18 protein-coding genes are annotated in these 26,130 nt (G+C 43.9%); 10 read left to right on the top strand and 8 right to left on the bottom strand.

Annotation, left to right across the window (positions count from 1 at the left end; all coding sequences use genetic code 11):
- Positions 1 to 47: 47 nt before the first annotated feature.
- Together JMY05_RS11945 and JMY05_RS11950 are read right to left on the bottom strand one after the other, a co-directional pair.
- Positions 48 to 1,397 (bottom strand): fatty acid desaturase family protein, encoded by a 1,350-nt coding sequence (locus JMY05_RS11945; protein WP_045443188.1) that lies wholly within the window; start codon positions 1,395 to 1,397, stop codon positions 48 to 50.
- A 149-nt stretch (positions 1,398 to 1,546) separates the two neighbouring features.
- The gene (locus JMY05_RS11950) at positions 1,547 to 2,770 is read right to left on the bottom strand and encodes a flavin reductase family protein (RefSeq protein ID WP_045443191.1); all 1,224 of its coding nucleotides are present in this window, start codon (positions 2,768 to 2,770) and stop codon (positions 1,547 to 1,549) included.
- Positions 2,771 to 3,207: 437 nt separating this feature from the next.
- Here JMY05_RS11950 and ettA point away from each other — a divergent pair, with 437 nt between their 5' ends.
- The gene (ettA, locus tag JMY05_RS11955) at positions 3,208 to 4,869 is read left to right on the top strand and encodes an energy-dependent translational throttle protein EttA (protein ID WP_045443195.1); all 1,662 of its coding nucleotides are present in this window, start codon (positions 3,208 to 3,210) and stop codon (positions 4,867 to 4,869) included.
- A 144-nt stretch (positions 4,870 to 5,013) separates the two neighbouring features.
- Here ettA and plsB read toward each other — a convergent pair whose 3' ends face one another.
- Positions 5,014 to 7,812: a glycerol-3-phosphate 1-O-acyltransferase PlsB gene (gene plsB, locus JMY05_RS11960; RefSeq protein WP_201615210.1), complete on the bottom strand. Its 2,799-nt coding sequence runs from the start codon at positions 7,810 to 7,812 to the stop codon at positions 5,014 to 5,016.
- Between the two features lie 258 nt (positions 7,813 to 8,070).
- Between plsB and ybaK the strand changes: the two genes are divergently transcribed.
- Positions 8,071 to 8,559 carry a Cys-tRNA(Pro) deacylase gene (ybaK, locus tag JMY05_RS11965; RefSeq protein ID WP_201615211.1) on the top strand — a complete coding sequence of 163 codons (489 nt, stop codon included), beginning with the start codon at positions 8,071 to 8,073 and terminating at the stop codon, positions 8,557 to 8,559.
- Between the two features lie 107 nt (positions 8,560 to 8,666).
- The gene (locus tag JMY05_RS11970) at positions 8,667 to 9,041 is read left to right on the top strand and encodes a 5-carboxymethyl-2-hydroxymuconate Delta-isomerase (protein ID WP_201615212.1); all 375 of its coding nucleotides are present in this window, start codon (positions 8,667 to 8,669) and stop codon (positions 9,039 to 9,041) included.
- A 37-nt stretch (positions 9,042 to 9,078) separates the two neighbouring features.
- Here the strand turns inward: JMY05_RS11970 and JMY05_RS11975 are convergent, their stop codons facing one another.
- Both JMY05_RS11975 and JMY05_RS11980 read right to left on the bottom strand, forming a co-directional pair.
- Positions 9,079 to 9,561: a hypothetical protein gene (locus tag JMY05_RS11975; protein ID WP_201615213.1), complete on the bottom strand. Its 483-nt coding sequence runs from the start codon at positions 9,559 to 9,561 to the stop codon at positions 9,079 to 9,081.
- A 191-nt stretch (positions 9,562 to 9,752) separates the two neighbouring features.
- Positions 9,753 to 11,573, bottom strand: coding sequence for an acyl-CoA dehydrogenase C-terminal domain-containing protein (locus JMY05_RS11980; RefSeq protein ID WP_201560765.1), 1,821 nt, complete (start codon positions 11,571 to 11,573; stop codon positions 9,753 to 9,755).
- 398 nt (positions 11,574 to 11,971) lie between these two features.
- Here JMY05_RS11980 and JMY05_RS11985 point away from each other — a divergent pair, with 398 nt between their 5' ends.
- Positions 11,972 to 13,099, top strand: coding sequence for an FUSC family protein (locus JMY05_RS11985; protein WP_045443198.1), 1,128 nt, complete (start codon positions 11,972 to 11,974; stop codon positions 13,097 to 13,099).
- Positions 13,100 to 13,194: 95 nt separating this feature from the next.
- Here JMY05_RS11985 and aroE read toward each other — a convergent pair whose 3' ends face one another.
- Positions 13,195 to 14,055, bottom strand: coding sequence for a shikimate dehydrogenase (gene aroE / locus JMY05_RS11990; RefSeq protein WP_045443202.1), 861 nt, complete (start codon positions 14,053 to 14,055; stop codon positions 13,195 to 13,197).
- Positions 14,056 to 14,551: 496 nt separating this feature from the next.
- On the opposite strand from aroE, the gene JMY05_RS11995 reads away from it, so the two are divergent.
- Both JMY05_RS11995 and JMY05_RS12000 read left to right on the top strand, forming a co-directional pair.
- Positions 14,552 to 15,220 (top strand): hypothetical protein, encoded by a 669-nt coding sequence (locus tag JMY05_RS11995; protein WP_045452725.1) that lies wholly within the window; start codon positions 14,552 to 14,554, stop codon positions 15,218 to 15,220.
- A gap of 3 nt (positions 15,221 to 15,223) precedes the next feature.
- Positions 15,224 to 16,183, top strand: a complete 960-nt coding sequence (locus tag JMY05_RS12000; protein WP_227678180.1) for an aminotransferase class IV — start codon at positions 15,224 to 15,226, stop codon at positions 16,181 to 16,183.
- A 58-nt stretch (positions 16,184 to 16,241) separates the two neighbouring features.
- On the opposite strand, the gene JMY05_RS12005 is transcribed toward JMY05_RS12000, so the two are convergent.
- Positions 16,242 to 17,006 carry a DpnI domain-containing protein gene (locus tag JMY05_RS12005; RefSeq protein WP_045443205.1) on the bottom strand — a complete coding sequence of 255 codons (765 nt, stop codon included), beginning with the start codon at positions 17,004 to 17,006 and terminating at the stop codon, positions 16,242 to 16,244.
- A 167-nt stretch (positions 17,007 to 17,173) separates the two neighbouring features.
- On the opposite strand from JMY05_RS12005, the gene mltG reads away from it, so the two are divergent.
- Complete coding sequence (mltG, locus tag JMY05_RS12010) at positions 17,174 to 18,466, top strand: endolytic transglycosylase MltG (RefSeq protein WP_201615214.1); 1,293 nt, start codon at positions 17,174 to 17,176, stop codon at positions 18,464 to 18,466.
- 264 nt (positions 18,467 to 18,730) lie between these two features.
- Complete coding sequence (gene tmk, locus JMY05_RS12015) at positions 18,731 to 19,372, top strand: dTMP kinase (protein ID WP_045443762.1); 642 nt, start codon at positions 18,731 to 18,733, stop codon at positions 19,370 to 19,372.
- A 150-nt stretch (positions 19,373 to 19,522) separates the two neighbouring features.
- Here the strand turns inward: tmk and JMY05_RS12020 are convergent, their stop codons facing one another.
- Entirely contained in the window at positions 19,523 to 21,910 is a 2,388-nt protein-coding gene (locus JMY05_RS12020) for a cation:proton antiporter (RefSeq protein WP_227678181.1), read from the bottom strand.
- 972 nt (positions 21,911 to 22,882) lie between these two features.
- Between JMY05_RS12020 and JMY05_RS12025 the strand changes: the two genes are divergently transcribed.
- Positions 22,883 to 24,247 (top strand): Do family serine endopeptidase, encoded by a 1,365-nt coding sequence (locus tag JMY05_RS12025; protein WP_413786589.1) that lies wholly within the window; start codon positions 22,883 to 22,885, stop codon positions 24,245 to 24,247.
- 260 nt (positions 24,248 to 24,507) lie between these two features.
- On the top strand, positions 24,508 to 25,716 hold the full coding sequence (locus tag JMY05_RS12030; protein ID WP_045443211.1) for a hypothetical protein: 1,209 nt from the start codon (positions 24,508 to 24,510) through the stop codon (positions 25,714 to 25,716).
- The last annotated feature ends 414 nt before the right edge of the window (positions 25,717 to 26,130 follow it).

A 26,130-nucleotide genomic window follows, 5' to 3' on the forward strand; every position in this document is an offset into this window, starting at 1 on the left:
TGTTAAGACTAAAGGGGTCTACCAGTGATCTCCATATGAGCTGCATATCAAGCATAAAATAAGGCTTGGCGCATGACAGGGGGAAGATATTTACCCAATCCACGTATAGCGGGCAGCTCTTTTTGTCTTTCTGCTACGGCATGATTTGTTTCAGTGATTGACGTAGTTTGTGATTGTAAATAAGACTGCCATTCTTCAGCACTTGGCTTGCTAAAGTGGCGGATACGTCCCAGCATTTGCCGGAATTGTGTACCAAAGCGCCCAGTATTATAGGGTAGATTGTACTTGCGGCATATTGCCTGTAATTGTGGTGCGATACGAGCATAGTGACTGGCTGGCATATCAGGGAAAATATGATGTTCGATTTGATGCGATAAATTACCCGTCAAAATATGAAACAGCTTACTGCCCTGAATATTGCTGGAGCCAAGAATTTGACGCACATACCAGTCGCCTTTAGACTCATCGGCATCGAGATGGGTATAGATATGGGCTTGTTCGGTAAAGTGTCCACAGAATATCACCGCCCATGTCCATAGGTTACGAACGATATTGGCAGTAACATTACCGCTCAGTGTGGTCATAGCACTACTTCGACCTAATGTCAGCCCTGCTAACGTGGGTAGTACAATATGATCTTTGCCCACTTGCCGGGCGATTTTGGCAAATAATGCGCGAGATTTCTGTTGCATGGTTTGGTGTCGATCAGGGGAGTCCGCGTATTCGTCGACACTGATTTGAATATCATGAAAGGCGACCGCCCACTCAAAACCTAAAGCCAATATCGCTGTTTTAGACATATTATGGCGATCGCTTGGCGTCCAAGGTTGCTCATCAGTCACGCGAATTAAGTGATAGCCAACATCATGGTCACGACCAACGATATTGGTAAAAGTATGATGCAAGTAATTATGAGAGTGTTGCCACAAGGGGGCAGGACAGACAATGTCCCAATCAAACTTTTGGCTATTGAGATACGGGTGCTGCATCCAGTCATACTGACCATGCATGACATTGTGCCCAAGCTCCATATTATTTAGAATTTTGCTGAGGCTCAGTAGTGAGGTACCCAATAACCAAGTCGCGACAATTTTACGTTTTGACTGCATGCATCCAGCCGCTGCCAGTAAGCCACGTGCTGTCATTTCACTATAGACTACCGCGGCATACACTCGTTTAATGTATCGTGCGTCATCACTACCTAACGAATCCATCACGCTTCGGTAAAGCACATTTAATTCATGAGCGAGGGCATCAGATTGCGCCTTCGGTAAGGGCGCTCCTGTCAATGTTGGGTAGCGAGTCAACTGCTTTGCTTTCTGCTTTTTTGCATCAGTTAGTTGGGTCAAAACGGGTACAGCAGATTGTGCAGTAGTGACGGGTGGTAGCAAGCGCATAAATAATCCTTAACCGAAATGGTACGGATAGTCGGTACTGGGTTCGGTTCAATAAGTTGTTTAAGTTTTTACCGTAGGCTATAAGGTAACAGTAGGCTATGTTTCTATCTTATGAGCCGTTATGAGCATTTATTTTTATCACCGTGTTGCTAAATATCCAGCACCACATCAGTCATGGCAATGTTGATGCAAGTTTGAATAGATTCATAACCATCACTGCTTATTTTTCCTGTGTGAATATTTTTGACCACACCGCTGACTTTATTGCAGCGACACAACTGGCAGATACCTTGTCTACAACCATGCGCTAAGCGAATTCCTGCGTCCTCCGCGGCATTCAATATTGTCGTGCTACTGTCAAACTGCCGTTGCCTCGCCCGTAAATAAACAGTATGTTGCGCTGCGTGTTTTTTTCTATCGAGCGCTTGTTCGTTATCAAAATTGAAATCAGGCAACGCATGACCAAAGTTTTCTACAATAATATTATCGCGCAGGTTTTTATTGTGCGGTAAAGTCACCTTCGCCGCTGCTTTATATAAGCCAGTCAACAGAGCCTGTGACCCGCATGCAAATATTTGCGTATCTGCCAGCGGTAGGTTTAATGCCAACAAACTGTCTACGCTCAAGTGTCGCTTGCCAGCCAAATAAGTATCAGATTTCTCGGTATTGACCAGATGATAGGCGAAAGCTGGATACGCTGTGCTCAGTTGTTGCCATTGGTTTTTGAACGGGAGCATTTCAGTGCGACTGTAATATAGCAACGTCACATGATGTCCGTTGTCTAGTGCTTGCGTGATGAGTCCTAACATGGGCGTAATACCGCTGCCACCTGCGATAAATAATAAAGAAGCAGATTTTTCGGCAGCTGATTTTGTCTGTACCTTTATAGATGATTGTGCCAAAGTGAAAGAGCCACTGGGGGCACTACTGTTGATGACACTGCCAAGTGCCATATGTTTGGTTAAATAATCCGAAACCAAGCCTTGCGGCTTAATGGCAATAGTAACCGCAAGATAAGGGGGTTGCTTTTTGCTATCGTCACTATTAATACTGTTGTTGATAGCAGCATCTTGCCACCAGAGCGGTTGGTGCGCTAAACCTAATAATGAATAGCTGCGCTGATGATACACACCTTTAATAAGAAGGCTTAAGTTAAGATGTTGACCACCCTGCCAACCACGTTGCGGACTCACTAATTGCCGTCGAAAAGCATGATTGGTCTCAAATCTGAGCGCTATTAAGTCATCGCTAAGGGTATACCGCGCAACAAGTCGCAGCTTTGGGACAGTGAAAGACCAAAACGGCTGTAAGTGTGATCCAATAAAATCGATAAATGCATGTTGAATCATTTCAGGACGATAGCCGTTGGTCATATTATCAATACCTTTGTTAATACTATCAAAATGATTGACGTCATAAATATTGTGTTCACCTGTGCGCCAATTTAGCGGATATCACTTAGGTCAGGTTGATTGAATTTATTAAGCTATCCTAACATGCTAACGGCTATTGATTAAATTTGCGAAAGTTTTGATGCTATTTTTTGTGGTCTTTATAAAACAGTTATAAGTCAGAATGTTAAGCGAAACGGTTCGATAGTAGGTTTCGTTACCGCTTTTAGCTAGAAAGCGGAGCACTCTGTGACAAAAGCCGTAAAACAATCGTTAAAACAATCTGTTGGCTTGCAGGGTATGCGCCACAATGCGATAATGGCTTATAATTTGTAACCCTGATTTTGAGGTGCAGCACGCTTGGCATTATTGCTAAGTATGATTCGCTTGCCTCTTTTATGCAGTCTATCGGAGTGTTAATGGCTCAATATATTTACACGATGAACAACGTGTCAAAACTTGTTCCACCTAAGCGTGAAATTTTAAAAAATATTAACCTATCGTTTTTCCCTGGCGCCAAAATTGGTGTTTTAGGTATCAATGGTTCAGGTAAATCGACTTTGCTACGCATCATGGCGGGCGTGGATACTGAATTTAGCGGTGAAGCTCGTGCGCAAACCGGTACCAAAATTGGTTATCTTCCGCAGGAACCACAGCTTGATGACAGCAAAGACGTACGTGGTAACGTCGAAGACGGTATGCGTGAAGCGTTAGATGCACTTGCTCGTTTAGATGCCATTTATGCAGAATACGCTGAGCCTGATGCTGACTTTGATAAGCTTGCTGAAGAACAAGGCAAGATGGAAGACATCATTCAAGCGTGGGATGCTCATAACTTAAATACCCAGCTCGAAAAAGCAGCTGATGCCCTACGTCTGCCACCTTGGGATGCGGATGTTAGTAAGCTGTCTGGTGGTGAAAAACGCCGTGTGGCACTATGCCGTTTGCTATTGTCACGCCCTGACATGCTGTTACTTGACGAACCAACCAACCATTTGGACGCTGAGTCCGTAGCATGGTTAGAGCAGTTCTTGCAGAACTATAGCGGTACAATCGTTGCCATTACCCATGATAGATATTTCCTAGACAACGTCGCTCAGTGGATTTTGGAGCTAGATCGTGGCCATGGTTATCCGTATGAAGGCAACTATACTGAGTGGCTCGAGCAAAAGAACACCCGTTTAGAGCAGCAGAATAAGCAAGAAGAATCATTTGCTAAAGCACTGAAAAAAGAGCTAGATTGGATTCGCAAAAACCAAAAAGGTCAACAAGCCAAGTCTAAATCTCGTGTACAGCGCTTTGAAGAGTTGAACTCAACAGAGTTCCAACAGCGCAATGAGACCGCTGAAATTTATATTCCACCCGGTCCACGTTTAGGTAATAAAGTCATTGAAGTGAATAACATCTCCAAATCATTTGGTGATCGTCTGCTTTATGAAAACCTAAGCTTTAACGTGCCAGCTGGTGCTATCGTCGGTATCATCGGACCAAATGGTGCGGGTAAAACCACGCTATTTAATATGATTACTGAGCGTGATACGCCAGATACGGGTTCAGTCGATTTGGGCGAAAGTGTCAAAGTCGCTTATGTTGGTCAGGTACGTGATAACTTAGATGACAGCAAAACCGTTTGGGAAGAAGTGTCTGACGGTCTTGATATTATTACGGTTGGCGATTACACCACGCCAAGTCGTGCTTATATCGGTCGCTTTAACTTCAAAGGCTCAGATCAGCAAAAGCACGTCGGTCAATTGTCTGGCGGTGAGCGTAACCGCTTGCAGCTTGCTAAGACATTGAAGCAGGGCGCGAACGTATTGCTCCTTGATGAACCTTCAAACGATTTGGATATTGAGACCTTACGTGCGCTAGAAGATGCGATTCAGGTCTTCCCAGGTACGGTCATGGTCGTCTCGCATGATCGCTGGTTCCTTGACCGTATCGCCACTCATATCTTGGCGTTCGAAGATGAAGGCCCAGTTTGGTTCGATGGTAACTATTCTGAGTTTGAAACCTATCGTAAAAAGACGATGGGTGATGCTGCCACTCCTAAGCGTATGAAATATAAAAAGATTTCAACCTAGGACTGTTATTTAAAAAGTAGTTGTTAAAAAAAACTACTTAGAAATTTCAAATTTAAAGATAAAAAAAGACCTCTAATCAATTAGAGGTCTTTTTTTGCTCGATATATTTAGTTTAGCTCATTAAATATTGTAGCTGGTTACAAATTAACGCTTACGGCCAAATTTACGCAGCTTTTTATTACTAATCTCAGTAATCGCATGGGTAATTTCTTCTTCATCTAAGCTGGCGACTTGCTGCAAAATCTGCATCATGTCAGGCGTTAGCACGTACTTAGCATGACGAGCAATATCATTGATACGATGATCAAAGGTCAATACGCCGGTTTCATCATCTTTTTGCAAGTAATCAAGACGAGTCAAGGCACTGATGAAGCTAGTGAATAAGGCGCGGTCAAAGAAATCAGGAATATCGTCTGCATATAGTACAGATAGGCGCTGACCCAGCAGATGACACAGATCAACGACTTCGCTTTCAGTTAGATTTCCTGAGCCTTGCTGGGCGAGTAGGGCAAGCGTCATAAAGTAACGCTCAAGGCTCTGTCCGACAGGCGTCGCTAGCACTTGCAGCTGCTGATAGTATTTGCTGTTTGACTCAGGGACGCTGAGTACGCCATCACTCAATTCGACAATTAGACCATGCGAGAGTAAGCTGTCGACTTTTTTGTTTAAGGTATCAGCTAAGCCATGTGCTGGGTAATATAAGAACAGCTCGCTTTGTAAAAATGGATAGAGTTGCTTAGCAATATTGTCCAAACGACTACGCTCGATACGGCCGTTACGCGCCACTAATGCTGATAAGAAAGAAAGTAGAATAAAGACATGAAGAATGTTATTACGGAAATAGCTGAGCAAGGCCGCTTGCTTGCCGGCAATCTGAATGATGTCGCCTAAGATATGCGGCGTACGTTCAATGAGCTTTAGCTTGATACCATAATCAATAATTTGCTGCGGACTCATATCTGTAATGACGGTATCATCTGAGTAGGACAACTGCTGAGCAAGACCTTGATAAAGGGCAATTTGCTCACGGCAGATTTCTTCATCTAAAGCCGCTTTAGGCGCTGATAATAATACCAATGATAATAACGAAACGGGCGTCACAACCGCCGCCTTATTGATGTGCTGCATGATTTTGACGCCGATGTTATCGACCATCGCGCTGGCTTTATCATCGAGCGGGGTATCGGTGCGATCCATTGGCAAGCTATTGGCTGGCACATCGAATTTTGTCATAAAGTCGCTAAGATGCAGCGGTGTGCCAAAGCTTAGATGTACATTACCAAAGATACGCTCAATTTTACGACCAACTTTGAGTAAGCCTAGTAAAGATTCAGATTCTTTTGGCTTGCCTTTTAGCTCACCAACATAGGTGCCACCTTCCATAATACGCTCATAACCGATATAAGTCGGAATGAAAACCACTGGCTTCTCAGAATGACGTAATTGACTGTGCACTGTCATTGCTAGCATGCCCATCTTCGGTGGTAATAAACGTCCTGAACGCGAGCGACCACCCTCGATAAAGTATTCAATCGGTGTGTTACGCGTAATAAGGGTGTGCATATATTCGCGGAGGACGGCGGTATAAAGTGCATTGCCACGAAAGCTACGACGTATATAAAAGGCAACCGCGCCGCGTAATAATGGCCCTAATACGGGTACATCTAGGTTGTCACCAGCAGCGACATAAGGAATGCTCAGACCACGCTTGTAGATGACATAAGATAGCAATAGATAATCGACATGGCTACGATGACAAGGCACATAAACCAGCTCATAGTCAGTCGCAAGCTCACGTACGCGCTCGAAATGATGGACTTCTACGCCATCATAGAGTTGCGTCCATAACCACGTTAAAAACTTATAAAAACCGCGCACGATGGAATGTGAATAGTCATTGACCATCTCATTGGCATAACCTTTAGCCAAGACACGGGCTTCACGTACACTGATACCAGATTCTACTGCTTCTGCCTCTATCGCATGTTTGATAGCTGGTGAATACACCAGCTTATCTACCAAATTACGCCTGTCTGATAAATCAGGACCGAGCATACTGGCACGCTGCTTGTCTAAATAAACCGTAAGCCGCTGCTGTAGCATACGTACCAGCTCACGATTGCTGTCAGCGGTCGCTACCAAAGCATAGTTTGGTGCTTCGTCAGCATCGCCCACGCTACTGGTGATGTCTAAATGGCTGTCTTTTGCAGAGCTTTCTTTTACATTGCCTTCTTTTATAAAGTTCTCTTTTGAATCAACGGCTAGTGAATCAAAAATAGAAAACCCTTCTTCATCACCTTTAAGGCTATCATTGATAAGGGTACGTAGATCTTGAGGTGGATGGAACTGTACAAAAGTGTCACGTCCCATTACTCCGATATTAAAGAGCTGCTTGGTGATGCTAGGGTCTTGCCAGTTGTCAGCGGTCAGCAGTTTAAACAGTGAATCCTCTTTTTCTGGGGCGCGTCCCCATAAAATAGAGACGGGCACTAAACGTACTTTTAGCTCTGGATATTGCAAAACAGCAGACACCAAACGTGACAGGCGCGGCGAGAGCTGACTGTCTTTGGCGCTTGGATGGTTCAAAAATATGATGGCTGCGTTTTCTTTGATATTATGGGCGGTATCATGTACCCCAACCAATGCTGGTGGTAAATTGTGCTCTTGCGTCTGCAGGTCAATCAAAATACTGTTGGAACGCGAATAATCTTGCAACACATAAAATCTTAGCGTTTGATCGTCTGTATCGAACTCAGGTAATTCACCCAATAACTTAGGTTTAACAGCGACATCGAGTAGCTGCCCCGATAGCTTGCGATAAATTTGATTAATCGGCGCATTGGAATAAGGCTTGGGGGCGATTGGATTGACGTCAGTATTAGAAGCGCTGTCGGTTGTGACTGGCGCTTTAAAAATCCGTTTTTTTAAGAACTTCGGTATCATAATCAGTATCAAAAATAGTCAAATATGTTGCGCTTATGATGCCATAAAAGCCATCAAAGCGATATATAGTGTCTGTATATACTGCTAATATTAATACGGTCTGGTTACTATATAGTGAGTTAAGTCGCTCTTAATAAGCTCAAATAATTGAAAGTTAATGTATTTAGCGCAATAATAGTTCGGCGACAACCAAGAGTCACTATAGAGTAATTATGTTTAAATCTACCCATTAATATCATTGATATAAGCTGAAATATTATGACACCAGCGATTAATCTTGCCAAACAACGCGCTCTGAACTATCAATTACACGACTATGTCCATGACAGTAATGCCGCCTCTTTTGGCTTAGAGGCGGCAGAAAAGCTAGGTGTGGATGTGTCACAAGTGTTCAAAACCTTGGTAGTGTCGACAGAGACTGGCGCGCTTGCTGTTGCTATCTTACCCGTGGATAAAACGTTAAACTTTAAAAAAACGGCTAAGGCGCTATCTTCGAATAAATTGCTGATCTGCAAAAAAGTGCAAATGGCGGATCCTAAGCAGGTAGAGCGTAGTACGGGCTATGTGCTAGGCGGCGTCAGCCCATTGGGACAAAAGAAGCGCTTGCCGACTATCATAGACAGCTCGGCTGCAGAGCAGACAACGATTTATGTCAGCGGTGGTCGCCGTGGTTTAGAAATTGAGCTGCCACCAGCACAATTAGCTGAGACCCTTGCTGCTTGCTTTAGTACTATTACTGATGACTAAAAAATTACTGATGACTAAAAATCGTTGCCGCTAACGGGCTGTTCAATCAAGCCTGAAACGATGGCTAATATTTTACTCTCTCACTCATATTTTATAAGGAAATATTCATGCCACATCTAACCATTCAAATGACGCCCAATGTCAGTATTGCTCATGAAGAATCATTGCTTAAAGCGTTAAATAAAGCGTTATGGGACAGTGAGCACTTTGGCAAGCCGACTGATATTAAAGCACGGATCGTACCTATTGAGACATTTTTGGTAGGCGTTGAAGATGATGAGCAGGCGTATGGCTTTATTTATGCGCATCTAAAACTGATGACTGGTCGTGACATGGTTATTCGTAATCAGCTAGCAGGGCTGCTGGTGACGGCGATAGAGCAGGAGATAGGCGCAGAGCAATCAGGGCGAGCAGCCTTACAGATATGTGTGGAAGTTGAAGAAATTAGCGCGGTGTATCATAAAAAAATGCTAGGTAGCTAAAATGCTGATATCGTCCGAAACAACGATTCATCAATTGTTATAAGTACTCACATAGCAATTTACTGGCATATGTGGGTAATATCATTACCTCAACCTTATAACCAGCCGTTTTGCCTTCAGTCGCCATCAAGTTGCGGGCAATGCGTAAGCGATATTCTCCGGTTGCGGGTAGGCAGCCTTGATACACGATACCGCCTTTGCTGCCATCTTGCGTACCGTTTGGCATATGTAATACGCCGACATTAGCTGTCTCAGGCGTACCAGTAAGTGGTGCAATATTAATAACGGCATATTGCCAGCTGGTGGCATCAAAGCGAAACCAGCGCTCATCTTCATTGGGGCTTAATTTGCCAGTGACCGTACTACTGATCGTGCCTTTGATAAATTTAATAGGAATGTCAGGGTTTTTAGCCAGCTCCGTAGCACTAGTTGCGCTAAAACTAATCAGTGCCGTACTGAGCAGTAGCACTCGTATAAATGATGAGGCTAAAGAAGTTTTTTGATAATCAGTGGGTAACATTATTGGCTCCTAAAATGGCCGTTTATCTATAATGAATTACTCGTTAACCGTCATCTATGATTTATATTTATTATCGATAGTCTTTAATGAGAACGTTTGTACTTTTAGTTAAGCATAAAAAAGCGCCTACATGCTAGGCGCTTTTTTTATTAATTATTGCTTAATTGTGATGCTATCTTAGTCTAAAAAACTTAGTCTAGAAAAGCAAAGTTCTCAATCTTCATTGCTGTCATGCTGTCACTTGGTGCAACCATGGCTTCGGCATGCCCCGAGGTACGGGGTAACAACTTATCAAAGTAGAATTCAGCCGTTTGGATCTTAGCTTTGTAGAATTCTGGTGATTCAGCGCCGCCGTTTTCTAGCTTGTCATAAGCAACAGCCGCCATACGCGCCCAGTGGTAACCCATCATGACATAGCCTGAGTACATCAAGAAATCGTCTGATGCAGCAGAGATGATTTCACGATCTTTACGTGCCATTAGCATCAAGCGCACGGTTAGTGTGTTCCACTCAGCGCATAGCTTGGTGAGCGCCCAAACGAATTTACGCATGTCTTTATCAAGTGCATACTCGCCACACCATTTCATGATGCTTGAGGTATAATCACGGATGATTTTGCCTTTAGACTGCAAGATCACTTTACGACCGAGTAAATCCAATGCTTGAATACCAGTTGTCCCTTCGTACATGGTAGCGATACGAGCATCACGAGCGATGAGCTCCATGCCCCATTCTTTGATATAACCATGACCGCCATAGACTTGCTGACCGTGTTTGGCCGCTTCGATACCTAGCTCAGTTAAGAAGCCTTTTAGGATTGGTGTGTAGAAACCCAATTTGTCATCCCATTTTTCAAACTCTTCATCATCGCCATTGATGATACCTTGTGCCATTTTATCGGCATAGCGCGCAGAATGATAAATCATCGAGCGACCGCCTTCGGCAAAGGCTTTTTGGGTCAATAGCATACGACGTACGTCAGCATGGTTGATGATGGCATCAGCAACTTTTTCAGGCTCTTTTGTGCCTGATAAGGTGCGCATAGAACGGCGATCTTTTGCATACGGCAGCGCGTTTTGGAATGACAATTCAGTATGCGCCAAACCTTGGATACCAGTGCCAATACGGGCTGTGTTCATAAAGGTGAACATAGCTTTTAGACCTTTGTTCGGCTCACCAATTAAGTAACCAACGGCATCATCAAAGTTTAGTACACAAGTAGCCGATGAGCTAATGCCCATTTTGTGTTCGATCGATCCACAAGTCACGCCATTACGCTCGCCAATTTCACCTTCAGTAGTTGGTAAGAATTTCGGTACGATAAATAATGAGATACCGCGTGTGCCTTCTGGTGCATTTGGCAAACGTGCTAAGACAATATGAACGATGTTTTCCGTTAAATCATGCTCACCACTTGAGATGAAAATCTTAGTACCGCTAAGCTTATAAGAGCCGTCATCTTGTGGAATGGCTTTAGACTTAACTTGACCCAAATCCGTACCACATTGTGGTTCAGTCAAGCACATGGTACCAGCCCAAGAGCCTTCGACCAATTTATGCAAGTAGGTTTCTTTTTGCTCATCGGTACCATATTGCATAATGGTATTGATACAGCCAGTTGATAGACCAGGATACATTGCCCATGGCCAGTTCGCCGTACCGATCATTTCAGCTTTAATTAAGTTCAATGAGGTCGGTAAGTTCATACCGCCGTACTCTTCAGGGTAAGAAATACCTTGCCAGCCGCCTTCTACAAATTGATCATAAGCTTCTTTAAAGCCTTTAGGGGTTGTGACAACACCATTCTCAAAATGACAACCTTCAGCATCTGCTGGCTGGTATAAAGGCGCTAAGACATTTTCAGCAAAATCTGCCATCCCTTGAAGAATCATATCAACGGTTTCAGGATCGGCATTTTCGCCATTGTCCAAATCTTTATAATGAGTTTGAAAGTCGAAAACATCATTTATTAAAAACTTGATATCACGTAAAGGTGCTTTGTAAGTTAACATAGTCGCTCTCTTTAGTTATTCGCTATCATAAATGGCTAGCTCGGTATTTGAGCCACGTTTCATGCAAAAGGGTGTTTAATCATTTGGGGTAAGAATAGACGATATCACGGCTCGTCATTCAGATTTATCAAAAACAGCTCATCCATTTTGATTGCCGTTAAGGCATCCTTGATAAAAAACAGCTGTCGCGGCGTTACTGTCAGTATAAATCTTCTATAGCGACAAATATATAACTAATAACTAATATTCATAATTAATATTTTAAATCAAAACATTAATTTATGTATTGATGGATTCGGTTTCTATTATTGTCTGTGGTTAAGTAGCTATCTATGATAGATGTGGCCGTATCAGAAAAACATTTTTTAACTGCATTTACGATATAAGGAAAGCCAATTATGAGCGCATCCAAGCGTGAGGCAACGCGAGCATCTTGGCTGACAGCGTTATTTGCTCGCATAAAGGCTTTAATTGATGGGGAGCTGGCGCATTTGCTGACAGTGAACCGTAGTAAGAGACCGTGGCATATGCCGATTATCGCGGCGATTGCGATTAGCTTCCCCGTGTTTGTGGGCGCTTATTTTGATGCTTTATCGTCAGGCATTAAAGCGTCTTTGGGGGCGATGGTTATTTTGAACATACCGTTAGTGGGCAAGCTGCCGTATCGATTGGTGACGGTGATGGCTTGGGGTTTTGCCATGTCGCTGTGCTTTGCGCTCGGTCTAATTGCTCAGCAAATCCCGCTATTAAAACTGCCGATATTTACGCTCATGGCGTTTGGTATTGTGATTTTTGGACGTTATTATCGTCAGCCACCGCCAGCGGGACTGTTTGTGATGATGGCAGGTGCTATTGCGCTATTTATACCGTTGCCTTTGGAAGACATCTTGCCTGCAATTGGACTGGTGATGCTTGGCAGTGGCTTTGCTTTAGTGATGGCATTGCTGTATTCGTTGTTTTTATTGGCAACGCGCCCAGCGACACCGACGCCTAATTATAGCTACGAGCCAGATACCATTACTGAAAGTTTGATTGTCGCCAGTTTTGTCAGCTTAGCCTTGCTCATCGCCGTCACTTTACAGCTGTCCAACCCCTATTGGGCAGCAGTTAGTTGTTTTTTGATTATCCAAGGTATTCATTTGCGTACCATGTGGATTAAGCAAATACATCGTTTACTTGGTACAGTATTGGGCGTGGTTTTGGCGAGTTGGATGTTGTCTTGGGGATTGTCAATATGGGGTGTCGCACTGGCGATACTGACGATGATGCTTTGTATCGAGACGTTGGTGGATCGACATTATGGTTTGGCAGTCATATTTATCACGCCGTTGACGATATTTATTGCAGAATACGGCAGTGGTTTACCGTTTTCTGAGTCCGCCTATCAAGAAGTGATTCGCACGCGCCTTTTTGATACTGTGATTGGCTGCTTGGTGGGTCTGAGCGGCGGAGTAGTAATGCATTCAACCAACTTACGCATACCACTACGGCGTATCGAAAACTGGCTGCTGGCGCGCTTTGGCTAATTGATGAGTGTCAAATCACCATTACGTTTGAAATCAAGTATTAATCAAAGTCGCATGAGCTAAGTTCATGCGACTTTTTTCATATCAATTTTCGATTAACGATTGTGTAACGCTTCGGTCGCTCGCGCAACATCGATCGTATGACCTGTCCAACGCTCAAAACTTAGCGCTGCTTGCCCGATGAGCATGCCATAGCCATCAGAAATCTGCGCACCACGTGCAGAAAAATGCTGCAAAAACGGCAGCGTGCGTCCGTACATCATGTCATAAGCATAGTCACCGTTTAGCGTGTCGCTTAGTGGTAGCGTATCTGCTGATAAACCAATAGAAGTCGCATTGATGATGATATCAAACTTTCCATTTAAATCCGCCGTGCGACAAGTTTCAATCTGCTGCTCATGAATAGCCGTGCTTGCCGCGCTAAGCTCAGTGACTAACTCTGTTGCCTTGCTCAGCGTGCGATTGGCAATCGTAAGATGTGTGATACCAGCTTCAATCAATGGCAATATCACCCCACGTGCTGCGCCGCCTGCGCCAATGAGTGCCACGCGAGCCTCTTTTAGTGGCCAACCCAAACTTACGATGTGATTGACCAGTCCTTGTCCATCGGTATTATCTCCATACAATGCCTCGGTGATTGGCACGCCACTTTTTACCAGCGCTTTATTTAGTAACAGCGTATTGACTGCGCCTGCAACCTTGGCATGTTCCGATAAACCACCGCGCACCGCGCAACAGTCATAAGCGATTTGTTTAAAAGGTACAGTCACGTTGGCTCCAACGCCGCCACCCTGAAAAAACGCCTCAAGCACCGCGGTAAAACTGGCTGCATCATCAGGACAATATTGGCGTTGATAGCTAATCTCAATGCCCGTCTGCGCTGCAAATAACGTATGAATTTCAGGGGATTTGCTGTGGGTAATGGGATTGCCGATAACGATAAAATGCTGGGTCATAATAGGTCTGCTTGCGATAAGAGGCAAAAATTAATCAGTAGAAGGGCATCGATATACAATCATCATAAGGGATAACGCGATATTTGACAAATCGGTGGTCTAACGAGTAAACACTTGAATAGGTAGGTTTTTTGACAGGTTAGGTCTTTAACAAATCTGTACTGTCTGGGAGCGTTATCCGTAACGTAAAGGGTGGTCAAGTGTTAAGCAGTTGGGTAAACTAGAGAGTATGAAAATTTTATATTGATATTTTGGCAGTTGCATAACTATCATTAACTGAACTGTCAAAAACCAAGTCATAACAAACTGACATAACAAACTGACATAACAAACTGACATAACAAACTGACATAACAAACTGACATAACAAACTGAGTCATACAATACCAAGTATAAGAACGCTTGTTTATAAAATATAATGTCCATTATCAGCGGCCTATCTGCCTGCTCGTTAATACTATTTTGAGAATCATCTAAAAGTGTGAGTAAATTGCCCATGTGGAATAATAGCCTACAGACCCTCTTGGTCGGTACGATAATGGCAGTCGGCGTGTCGCTCAGTGGCTGTGATAGCAGCAAAGACGACGCCCAAAACCAAGATGCCGATATGAGCGAGCAAACCGTCGCTGACGATGCGCTAGTACAGGACAATGCTGCGCCGAACGCCGATTTAGACGGCGCTACTGCTCAGCAAGGTACACAAGTGAAATATGACGTTGCGGGATGGGGCACTAAAAATGTAGCGTCACTGAACGTCGATAATTTAGATGAGATCAAAGCGACTTTTGGCAAGGTCATGAGCACTGACGAGAACAGCCTCGACTATGCCAGTAATCCAGCCGCCAAATATCGCTTTATGGATACCGATGCGCCGTATTTGGATCTGATTGATTCTGAAAAGTATCTCGAACTGGGCTGGTACTTTGCCAATCCTACTGACTCTGATAAAGAAAAAGAGATAAGCCAAAACCATGCCGAAAAAGCGCATAAGCTTGCCCGCCAACTGATGGGTGATGAGGGCGGACAACTGATTTCTGATATGCTTAATGGTCAAATTATCAAAAATAAAGTCATCGGTGGTCAAAAAATAGAGCTGGCAAAATGTGAGTTCTACAGTTGTATGCTGGTCATCAATAAATCTGCTGCCCAAACAGATAAGAAGTGAGCTGTGCTAGCTATCATGCCGCTCAATAATTGGCTATGCATACATCCATCAAGTGCTACGACGGATATCTCAGACACATTATCGCTGGACAATCGTGGGTTGGCATATGGCGATGGATTTTTTACCACGATGGGGGTCATCGATGGGCAGATACTGTGGTTGGCTCATCATCAGCAGCGCCTTGTTTCCCATGCTGAAGCTTTACAACTTGAATTAGACAGTCATTCTGTCATGGCTTTATTGCAGACGCATGCCGAGCAACTACAGCAAGGCATGCTGAAACTGATGGTGACTCGTGCCGTGCAAGATGTCCGTGGTTATGGCTATGTGCCAACCACATCTGGTAGCGCTTGTGAGATTTGGCTAAAATCCTCTGTGATGACCGTCACTACGACTGAGCAATTACGCTTGCCTGATGGATGCTTAATCCCGATGCAGCCTATCAGTTCTGCCATTTGCCTATCTTCGCAGCTTGCTTGCTTACCGCCACCATTAGCCGGACTCAAAAGCCTCAATCGCCTCGACAATGTGCTGGCAAGTGGTGAGCTGCAAGCTATCAAAGCCAAAGTATTAGAAGACAATATTAAACCAAGCATCAGTGAGGGGCTGCTACGAGATATGAGTGGTTGTTGGGTTGAAGGTACGATGAGCAATGTGTTTTATCAATTATCAGAGCAGCAATCCTCAAAATCCGCAAGCCATTTAGACATTAATAAAAATGATCCGAATTATTTAGACCAAGGTCAATGGTATACACCTTCGATGGCGCAAGCGGGCGTCGCTGGCGTGATGCGACAAGTGCTTATCGATGCGTTATTGACTAGCAAACATCCCGTCATTATCAGATCATTGAAAGATGAGGATTTGCCACAGTTAAGCCAGCTGTTCTTTTGTAATGCACTGCGCGGTGTCATGCCAATGAGTAGCCTGACGTTATTATCGGGTGAGGTGGTGGGTTTTTAAGCGATTGAATCGTATTTAAAAAGGGCAACCTAGAGCTGAACGTTATAGTGAAAAGCGTCTAATATAATTTGCAATAACGCCCACGACCCAAAAACTCAATAATGCCTTTATCACGCAACACTTGCAATTGCTGACGGATTTTATCTTTAATGTGATTATTTTCAGGATGTTTACGCTGTAATTCATTAGCAAAAGCATAAACCTGATTGAGAGAAAAGCTGTCTTCTAGTCTATCAATACATTGCCAAACATCCAGTGTCCAACCACGCGAAGCTGTAGATTGCTCGCGTAAAAACAAGGTTTTTTGAAATTGCTCGGTGACATTATCGCGTGGTATGACTTGCTGGTTTTTAACCAAAAATACTTTGCCTGATTCGGGCACTTGTCGCAAATCAATATTGCAACCAACCCAACCGGCACGTTTAGCAGTGACTGATAAAGGCTTACGTTTGATAATCATATCAGGCTTAAAAAAATGCTTAGGAATAATCAGGAAGTTGTTAACGCTATATTCTTGAGAATAGGTTAAAAAGAAAAAGTTAGGATTATTGTCGCTACTGATACGCTCAATCATGGTGTCATAAGCACCGTCATTGATAATATTGCTTAACTTTGCTTGCTTACTTTTTAGCTCATATTGCTCATTACAATTTGCACAATAAAAGTCAGCGACAGGCTGATTGTTAGTAAATTCCGCCAATGGTTCAGCATCGCAATTAGGGCAGTAACTTTGCTTAGCAACCCAATCTTCACTGAGTACTCTAATAATTTGACTAGGCGACTTGTAATTTTTGGCAAGGTTTTGATTAAAATGTAGGTTCATAACCAGTTTTCGTTATTAAAGAAAAGGAAAAACGCCAAAAGAAGGTAGAAATATTAGCCCATATCAGCAGGCGTAAATACCAAGATAATTGATAAGCTAAGCAAATACCATTGAAAATCGCACGGTTCAGTGCTAAATTCTAGCAAACTTCTGCCTCGCGAGTTGCCATGAGCAAGCCTACATCTGAAACGCCTCCTGAACGTCCTAATGAAACGCCATCGAATAAACCAGATAGCAGTGTTGAGGAGCGTGTCGATACCACACTACCTGACGCGCAACCAGCAGTCGATGGGGTAGAGGAAACGCCAGCGACAGATGTGTCACTCATCAGTGGAGCGGCTAAGCCACGCGAATATAAAGCGGATAATCAATCGTTCTTTATGCAGCGTGGTTATCAAGTGTTGCTAGTGCTGGGGCTTATCGCTGCGTTTTTCTTAGTGATGGTCTATCAGACATTGTTTGGGCGGATTGAGCAGCCAAAGCAAATGGTCACTATTGAGCAGGGTCAGAGCTATTATGGCTTACTGCCGCAGTGGCAACAGCAAATCCCGCTGTTTTCTGCCACGATTGCCAAGCTCTATATGAAAACACAAGTCGATGGCCTCTTACATGCTGGTATTTATCAATTACCAGAAAACCCTACCTTTGCTGAAACGCTACATATACTTGGGCAAGGGGTAAAAGCATCGATGGTAAAGGTGCAAATCATCGAAGGCAAAACCTCTAAAGATTTATATCAGACGTTACGGGATAATAAAGGCATCAAAAAAGAGGTGCTGACCGACGATAGTGGCAATGATAGAGACAATGCTGGTATTGCTCAAGCGTTGGATTTGGTCGGTATATTGCCAAATGAAGTGATCAATAGTAACGACCCTATCGTCAATCACAATCTTGAAGGTTGGTTTGCCCCTGATACTTATTATTATGGGGAAGGCAGCACTGATAAGCAGGTACTGACCGATTTATATAAGCGTCAACAGCAAGTATTGACTGAAGCGTGGGAAAATCGTGCGCCCAATTTGCCTTATAAGACGCCTTATGAGGCGTTAGTGATGGCCTCTATTATCGAAAAAGAAACCAGTGTGGCAGAAGAGCGTCCTTTGGTCTCTGCGGTGTTTAGAAATCGTTTAGATAAAGGCATGCGAATGCAGACCGATCCGACCATCATCTATGGTATGGGCAGTCGCTATGAAGGCAACATTCGCCGCAAAGACATTGATGAAAAAACGTCTTATAACACCTATCAAATTGATGGCCTACCGCCAACACCTATCGCGCTACCATCGTCCGCCTCTATCGAAGCGACCTTGCACCCAGCAGATAGTGATGCATTGTACTTTGTAGCGACGGGTAATGGCGGGCACAAATTTACTAATAGCTTGGCGGCGCACAATCAAGCGGTAAAAGAATATCTCGGCGTCATGCGTGAGAAAAAATTACAAACCCCGCCGCAGTAATTCAATCCTCTATCTTCTTTCAAAACCTATCGTGAACTGAGCGTTATGCAACTGTCTACATAACGCTCATCAATGACATAAGGTCATATCATGTCAGCATCTATACAAGACCACGTATCTCAAACAGTCCAGTCGCAAGCAAGTCAGCCCAAAACAAGTCAGCCCAAAGCAAGTCAGCCCAAAGCAAGTCAGCCCAAAGCAAGTCAGCCCAAAGCAAGTCAGCCCAAAGCAAGTCAGCCCAAAGCAAGCAATGACATCAGTGATATCGCACTCAATCAAGGGCGCTTTATCAGTTTTGAAGGTACTGAGGGCGTAGGCAAAACGACTGCCATTGAGCAGCTGTGCACACGCTTAGACGATAACAATATTGCGTATCTGCGTACCCGTGAGCCGGGTGGTAGCCCGTTTGCAGAACGTTTGCGCGCTATATTATTGGACCCTGCGACCGACATCAATGATGATACAGAGCTATTGCTACTATTTGCGGCGCGCTGCGATCATATGCAGCAAGTGATTCTGCCAGCGCTACAACGTGGGACGTGGGTAATATGTGATCGTTTTACCGATTCTACTATTGCTTATCAAGGCTTTGGGCGCGCACATGGCGATGCGGTGGTACGAGCCAAAATTGAATCACTTATCGAGCAGTTTGTGCCGCAACTACCTGAGCTGACATTGTGGCTGGATTTGCCCGTATTAGAAGGCATGGCACGCGCTAATAAACGTAGCACCGCTGATAGATTTGAGCAGCAAGCGACCGAGTTTTTTACTTGGGTGCATAAAGGCTTTAACACGCTGGCGACTCAGCACCCCGAACGGATACAGCGCATTGACGCATCAGGCAGCGCCGATGAGGTGAGCGCGCGAGTATGGCAGGCGGTACAAGGCAGAGTTGATGTTTCGTAACGGATTTTATAAAGCCATCACCTAGCCAAATAAAAAGCCCCAACATTGCGTTGGGGCTTTTGTGTTTTATAAACTGTTATATTCTATAAAGTATCAAAACAGTCATCAAGATATTATCAAAACTGTGTTAAAACAAAGCTGTGGCAATGATCATTTATCCTGTTTATTCACCGCTTTATTATTTGAAATTTCTTGAACATTGCCTTTGTTGATGTTGTCTTTAGTGATATCACCTTTAGTAATATCGCCATCAGAGCTGGCATTGGTTGTATTATCTTGACCAGAATCGGGTAAACGATTTGGATCAAGCGCGCCCTTCTTGGTTTTAGGTGCGTTGCCATTACCATTCGTACTGCTGCTGTTAGACACTTTATTTTTAGGCATTGCCTTCGAAGTCGCTGTCGAGTTGGCTGACATGACGTCTTTATTAACGACGTCAATAGACTCATCTTTTGACGTTATTACTTTGTCATTCAAGGTGTCTGGCGTGGTTTTAGTTCCAGCACTGCTGCTCGAATGGTTTGATACCTCGTTATCTGCATTTTGCTCAGCGACTTTCTGCTCAGTGATTGCCTGCTCAGCGATTATTTCTTTAGCGCTGTCGCTATCAGTGGCAGTGGATTGTTCTGTTGCATCAACATTATCATCGCTCAGCTCTTTTTCTTTACGCTTTTCAGGCGCTTTTGAGCTGGACTCAAAGTTAGCATCAGCTGCCAGTCGCGCCTGCTCTTGTTTAGGTGTCACATCGACAGGTTTTGGCTGTACTTCATCTTCCACTACCAGTGAGATGAGTTTGCGATCGCGTGGCACGATGCCATCAAACTTATCGGTAATGACGTGCAGCTTGCCTTCTTTGTCGATTGTATACAGCGGCACGAATTGCTTATTGTCGGCTTTGTATTGCTCAAAGCTGTAGCTGTCGGTGATGTTGGTAATCTTGATACGGGCTTTTTTCGACAGCATGCTGGCAAGTTTGGTATAGGTGACGTCTTTGCCAAACAGCCACTGCGAGTGGAAGTTGCCTTGCTTATCATCGCGCTCGCTTTTGACCTTTTCGTCGCTGAACTTGAGACGGTACAATTTGCGCTCACCAAATTCATGACGATAATGAATCTCAGATAAGGTATTCATCTCTTTGTCCATACTCATGGCAAACAGACGACCGATACCGATCAGGTCAAGATGATGATCGGCATGATCAGAGATAGGATTGCCAAAATAAGTACGCAGACCGCTCATGCGTGCGCGGGCAATATTGGTATAGTTGTTGTGTGCGACGATGACATCAAAGCCCTGATCTTTTAGAGAAGTTGCCACCAAAAGCGCAATGGGATTTGAGCCAACGATAAGAATGCCATTGGTCTCAGGCTCACGGACACCCAGCAAGTTGCCGACTATTTTTGCCCCCAAGCCCTGAATCATAACCGTGCCAATAATGACCATGAATACTAAGGGCACAAGCAGCTCAACACCTTGAATATCATACTCTTGCAGACGAATAGCAAACAGTGATGAGATGGCTGCAGCGACGATACCACGTGGCCCAATCCAACTAATCATCAGCTTTTCATTGGTCTTTAAGTTTGAGCCAATAGACGATGCCCAAACGGATAAGGGTCGCGCCACAAACATGACGATAGCAAGTAACACCAGACCTGCGAAACCAACGCTAAGTAAGCTTTCCAGCTCTACACGTGCTGCAAGGATAATAAACAACACAGAGATAAGAAGGATGGTTAAAGATTCATTGAACTCTAAAATCGTATCGCGTGGGAATTTTGGCCAATTCGCCAATGCCACGCCCAGTACGGTGACTGTCAATAGCCCAGATTCATGCTCTAAATGGTTCGATACTGAAAATAACACCAAGACAAAGGCGAGCGTAAAGACATTGCGTAAAAATTCAGGAATCATATGCCGACGCATCAAGAACGCAAGCAGCCAAGCGCCTGCCATACCCATCGCTGTCGCTAATACCACGATTTTGGCAAACAATAAGATACTGCTGGCTTCGCCGCCTGAGATGATGTATTCATAAACCAAAACCACGGCAATAGCGCCGATTGGGTCAATGATGATACCCTCCCATTTGAGGATATTAGAGATCGTCTTATTGGGACGCACACTACGTAATAACGGCATAATCACCGTTGGACCCGTGACGCACACGAGCGCACCGAACAGCAAAGCAATCAGTGGATCGACATCGAATAAGAGATAAGTCGATAACGCCACGATAGCAATGGTGATAAGTACACCGACCGACACCAGCATTTGCACTACGGTGCCATGCTGTTTAATCTCGTCAAACTCTAACGTCAGCGAGCCTTCAAATAGGATAATCGCCACGCCCAAAGAGATGAAGGGGAACATCAGCTCCCCCAGCACCAAGTCAGGATCGAAGACTCCCAGCACTGGGCCCACGATAATGCCAATCAGTAATAAAAATAAAATGGACGGTTGCTTTAAATACCAAGCCAACCATTGGGCAGCAATGCCAATCCCAACCACGCCAGATAATAATAGGGCGGTATCCATAAATTGATCCTTTTATAATCTTGTCGTATTTTATAGCTATCAACCGCTTTTTTAGAGTTGCGGCTGCCAGTAGTATAGTAATAAGTTGACGCTACTCGCTATAGAGACACATCTCTATGAAACGTAAGCGACGACAATGGTATCCATCATGAATCACCACATGAGCCAGATATGATATAACTACTATAGAGTAGTAAAGACAAAAGCATTGCTAGAAAAAATCGTCAATCTTATATAAATCGTATATGGCATCAAGCTCGCTCAGTCTATTATTGATAGTACTGTCACGCGACTTTTTTTATCCATTTATCTTGAATCGACCATCTCATTATTCTAGTGATGCAAAAGATGAAAAATAAGGGTGATAATAGCCAGCTTTATAAAACAATAGTCAATAACGATTAATTATAGACTTTAGTTTGCTTAAAAATTTATTTGGCTTGCTATCATAACATGCTTTTATTTCATGCTGAGCAAGGCCGTATCTAGCACAATATCAGTAGGCAGCGGTAAAAATATACAATAACTGGGTCAAATAATTGCGCCTTGGGTTATCCTACATGATCGGAATAATGACAAAATAGCACGATGACTTATCATACAGTAGCCGTCTTTATCATGCACCTAGCGAGGATTATCATTGTTTTGGGGTGTTTATATAAGGAAAGGCGAATGGTTGATGGCATAAGGGTATAAAAAACAGTAACCTAATAAACGACTAGATAGCGACTAAAAAGGTTGGCCGCCATAACATTAAGTGCCGATGCAACGTTTGTCATATACGGATTTGGTTAAAATTAAAACATCGTATACACGTCACTAGCGATAGTAGCCTAAACATAACCACTAAAAATAACAACGATTACTTATATGGAGGACAACATGCCTATCAATATGCTTATAGCGCAATTTAAATTTTATGTGCCGCATTGGTTAAAACGTAGTGCGCTGGTGCTTGCTGTCAGTACCTCGATGGTTACTGGCGTCACTGCAACAGCCATGGCAAGCGCCCAAGCTGTCGTCACCACGGCGGATTTTTCTGACTTAGTACAGCAAGTTACCCCAGCCGTTGCCCGCGTAAATGTCACCAAGACCGTCAGCGAGGCTGAGCTTGCCCAAGCCCAAACAGCCGAATTGTTGCGGCAGTTCTTTGGTGATCGTTTACGTATTCCTGATCAGACTGCCACGCCAGCAATTGAGCATGCTTATGGCACGGCCTTTTTTGTCACAGCCGATGGTTATATGCTGACCAACCATCATGTGGTGGAGGGCGCTGATAAAATCACTGTCACTCTTAATGATAGAACGGAGCTTGATGCAACCTTGGTTGGTAGTGATGAGCGCTCTGATGTGGCTGTACTAAAAGTTTCGGGCAACCAATTTCCTGCTTTGCCTATTGGCGACTCTAATGCTCTGAAAGTGGGGGAGCCAGTACTAGCCATTGGTTCGCCATTTGGTTTTGATTACTCAGCATCGGCGGGCATTGTCAGTGCTAAATCACGCAGTTTTTCACGCGATACCAGCGTGCCATTTATCCAAACAGACGTGGCATTGAACCCGGGTAACTCAGGCGGTCCACTATTTAATCAGCGCGGTGAAGTGATTGGTATTAATTCGCGTATCTTTAGTGGTACAGGTGGTTACATGGGTCTGTCGTTTTCCATTCCGATTGATGCGGCGATGGATATTTACGAGCAGCTAAAAACCGATGGCGAAGTGGTGCGTGCTTATTTAGGTATTTACCCGCAAGACATCGATCGCAATTTAGCAGAAGCTTATAACCTAGATCGTCCTCAAGGTGCACTACTGACAAGAGTATCACCAGACTCACCTGCACAAAAAGCTGGTCTAAAACCTGGCGATATCATTTTGCAATATAATGAAGTGCAAATTATGCGCGCCTCAGATTTATTAAACTTGCTCAATCGTGCCAAACCGAGCGATAGCTTCCGCGCACAGATTCAGCGTAACGGTAAGCAGATGACCATCAGCGGCAAACTTACTTATGCGCCCAATGATGTGAGAGCACAAGGCGGCGATCAGCAGAATGATGAGGTGCAGTTAGGCTTGCGTTTACGTAACTTGACCGCTGATGAGCAAGCAGAAATCGCAGTGGACAATAAGACGGGTATTTTGGTCACCACAGTTGATCCAACGGGATTGGCGGCGCGTTCAGGTCTGTTGGCAGGTGATGTGATTACCAATTTTCACCAAAAGCCGATTAAAAAGGTCACGGATTTTTCAAGCGCGATTTCATCATTGCCCAAAAAAGGCGTAGTGACCATTGAAATTATCCGCCAAGGTATTCCCGCGATTATTGGTTTACGTATTGAGTAAGCCTTGATAGCTTTGATAGCTTGGTAGGGGTAATGGGTAGTCGGGGCAGCAATTGAGCATGGCATAACATGCGCGTCAATAATTCTACTTGTCTATGATAGAGCTCGACCCCTATAATGGCTGATTTTTTAACCATGACTTAAAATAATCTAACACTGTCACTAACTTATTCATGGAGCGATTTATTTATCGCTCTATACGTTCTAATATAGGGTAAGCCAGTTGCTAGGCTCATACTCTCTCGTAACCATCAGGTAATTATGACTGACCATGCTCTTTATATCCTAAGTATCTCTACGACAGCAGTATTGCTTGCGTATATTATACTGTGGTCAGGATTACAAACGTTCAATGCCAATCCTACCAAACGTTTTATGCGTATTTGGTTTAAATTGGCACTATATTATGCTGCCTATACTATGCCCGTTTGGGCTTTGCTGTTGGTGATAGGTTGGTCGCAAGACATGCTGCCGATACTAGCGCAGCTATCACTGCCACTCGTGCTAGTGGCCGTATTTGCAATGGGGTTCTATTTTTATACCGTGGTGATACAACCCAATCGTTTACGTTTAGATCATCATGCAATCGACTTAGATTTATCCACACCGCTGACGGTTGCCGTATTGGCTGATTTACGCATAGGCTTGTATAGCGGCAAGCCGCGTCATATTCGTAAACTGGTTGCTACCATCAATGCGTTACCAGCAGATGCGGTGCTGATTACGGGCGACTGGTTGTATTACCCAAGTGCTGATTTAGTGGGTCAGCTCATGTTGTTTAAAGGGGTTAATAAGCCTATTTATACAGTGATGAGTACCTCAGACTTGCGTTATCAATCGATTAATACGACTAAGCAAGGACAGCCGCTATTAGAAGATACGTTGTCTAGTGCCTTTGATGTGCTTGATATCAGCTATATTGGTCAACAGTGTACCTCGCTGCCACTTAAATGTACTGGGGCTACTAATGCGCTTCCAGTAATGCCCAGTGCGAGCTATTCTAAAAATAATAAAGAGGGTTTTAGACAGCAAAATTTGGAAAATAGCCCAACCGTCGCCGTGCTTTGCGGCTGGCAAGATGTTCCTAAACAGTTTGCTGATATTGAAGAAGCAAATGCGTCTGATAAAGCCGCACTTGGTGCTGAAATTGCTAATACCACGAAGCCCGTCATCATATTGGCTTCACGATTTGATAGTATTAGCGATTTGCCAAAATCCTTACAGCCACGACCACTATTGATTACTGGTGCGGCAAAGGCGATTCAAAAAAATATATGGTTGGCACAAAAACAAAAAAATATCGCACGTAGTAGCGAGCAGTCAACCCTGTTGAATAATAGCCGCATGGGCAAGCAGCGGGGTTTATACCAACATGGCAGTGCGCAGATATTTGTCAGTAGCGGTATCGGTACACGAGGGCTGCCTTTTCGCTTGTATCGCCCCACTATCGATGTGTTGACGATTCGTTAACATGACTCAAAAGACTTATCAGCGCTGATTCATTGCGCTAAACTGAGAGTTGAATAATAAGGCTGTTGGTTTGTAGGTTGTAATGGCATGTCAGCAATTCAATTGATTGAACGTTAATTGATTGATAGCGGTCAAATCAAAATATGCTACACTAGCAGGCGTTTTTATTATTCTATTTTTAGTACTAAATAAGCGTTGTCGGTCATTGGTAAAAATAAGGCTAAGACGATTTTTAGCATCTATATTGCGAACGCTTTTATCATAGAAAAAGATTGATAATAAAAAATACTCAGCATTAATATCAAGCAAGATATTGCCAATGTTGCCTATGAATGTACACAATATGAGTACAGGCGTAGACATAATCATTGACACTTGCCAACGACCTATCATGTGACAGCTTTGAAAAAAGCT

It is taken from the genome of Psychrobacter sp. JCM 18902 (assembly GCF_904846615.1).
GTDB lineage: Bacteria > Pseudomonadota > Gammaproteobacteria > Pseudomonadales > Moraxellaceae > Psychrobacter.

Excerpts from the sequence above, each read along its gene's own strand:
- JMY05_RS12025 (WP_413786589.1), top strand. The coding sequence starts at position 22,883 with ATGGTTACTGGCGTCACTGCAACAGCCATGGCAAGCGCCCAAGCTGTC.
- JMY05_RS11975 (WP_201615213.1), bottom strand. The coding sequence starts at position 9,561 with ATGTTACCCACTGATTATCAAAAAACTTCTTTAGCCTCATCATTTATA.
- JMY05_RS11945 (WP_045443188.1), bottom strand. The coding sequence starts at position 1,397 with ATGCGCTTGCTACCACCCGTCACTACTGCACAATCTGCTGTACCCGTT.
- JMY05_RS11970 (WP_201615212.1), top strand. The coding sequence starts at position 8,667 with ATGCCACATCTAACCATTCAAATGACGCCCAATGTCAGTATTGCTCAT.
- JMY05_RS11980 (WP_201560765.1), bottom strand. The coding sequence starts at position 11,573 with ATGTTAACTTACAAAGCACCTTTACGTGATATCAAGTTTTTAATAAAT.
- ettA (WP_045443195.1), top strand. The coding sequence starts at position 3,208 with ATGGCTCAATATATTTACACGATGAACAACGTGTCAAAACTTGTTCCA.
- ybaK (WP_201615211.1), top strand. The coding sequence starts at position 8,071 with ATGACACCAGCGATTAATCTTGCCAAACAACGCGCTCTGAACTATCAA.
- JMY05_RS11995 (WP_045452725.1), top strand. The coding sequence starts at position 14,552 with ATGTGGAATAATAGCCTACAGACCCTCTTGGTCGGTACGATAATGGCA.
- aroE (WP_045443202.1), bottom strand. The coding sequence starts at position 14,055 with ATGACCCAGCATTTTATCGTTATCGGCAATCCCATTACCCACAGCAAA.
- JMY05_RS11985 (WP_045443198.1), top strand. The coding sequence starts at position 11,972 with ATGAGCGCATCCAAGCGTGAGGCAACGCGAGCATCTTGGCTGACAGCG.
- plsB (WP_201615210.1), bottom strand. The coding sequence starts at position 7,812 with ATGATACCGAAGTTCTTAAAAAAACGGATTTTTAAAGCGCCAGTCACA.
- JMY05_RS12030 (WP_045443211.1), top strand. The coding sequence starts at position 24,508 with ATGACTGACCATGCTCTTTATATCCTAAGTATCTCTACGACAGCAGTA.
- JMY05_RS11950 (WP_045443191.1), bottom strand. The coding sequence starts at position 2,770 with ATGACCAACGGCTATCGTCCTGAAATGATTCAACATGCATTTATCGAT.
- JMY05_RS12020 (WP_227678181.1), bottom strand. The coding sequence starts at position 21,910 with ATGGATACCGCCCTATTATTATCTGGCGTGGTTGGGATTGGCATTGCT.
- JMY05_RS12005 (WP_045443205.1), bottom strand. The coding sequence starts at position 17,006 with ATGAACCTACATTTTAATCAAAACCTTGCCAAAAATTACAAGTCGCCT.
- mltG (WP_201615214.1), top strand. The coding sequence starts at position 17,174 with ATGAGCAAGCCTACATCTGAAACGCCTCCTGAACGTCCTAATGAAACG.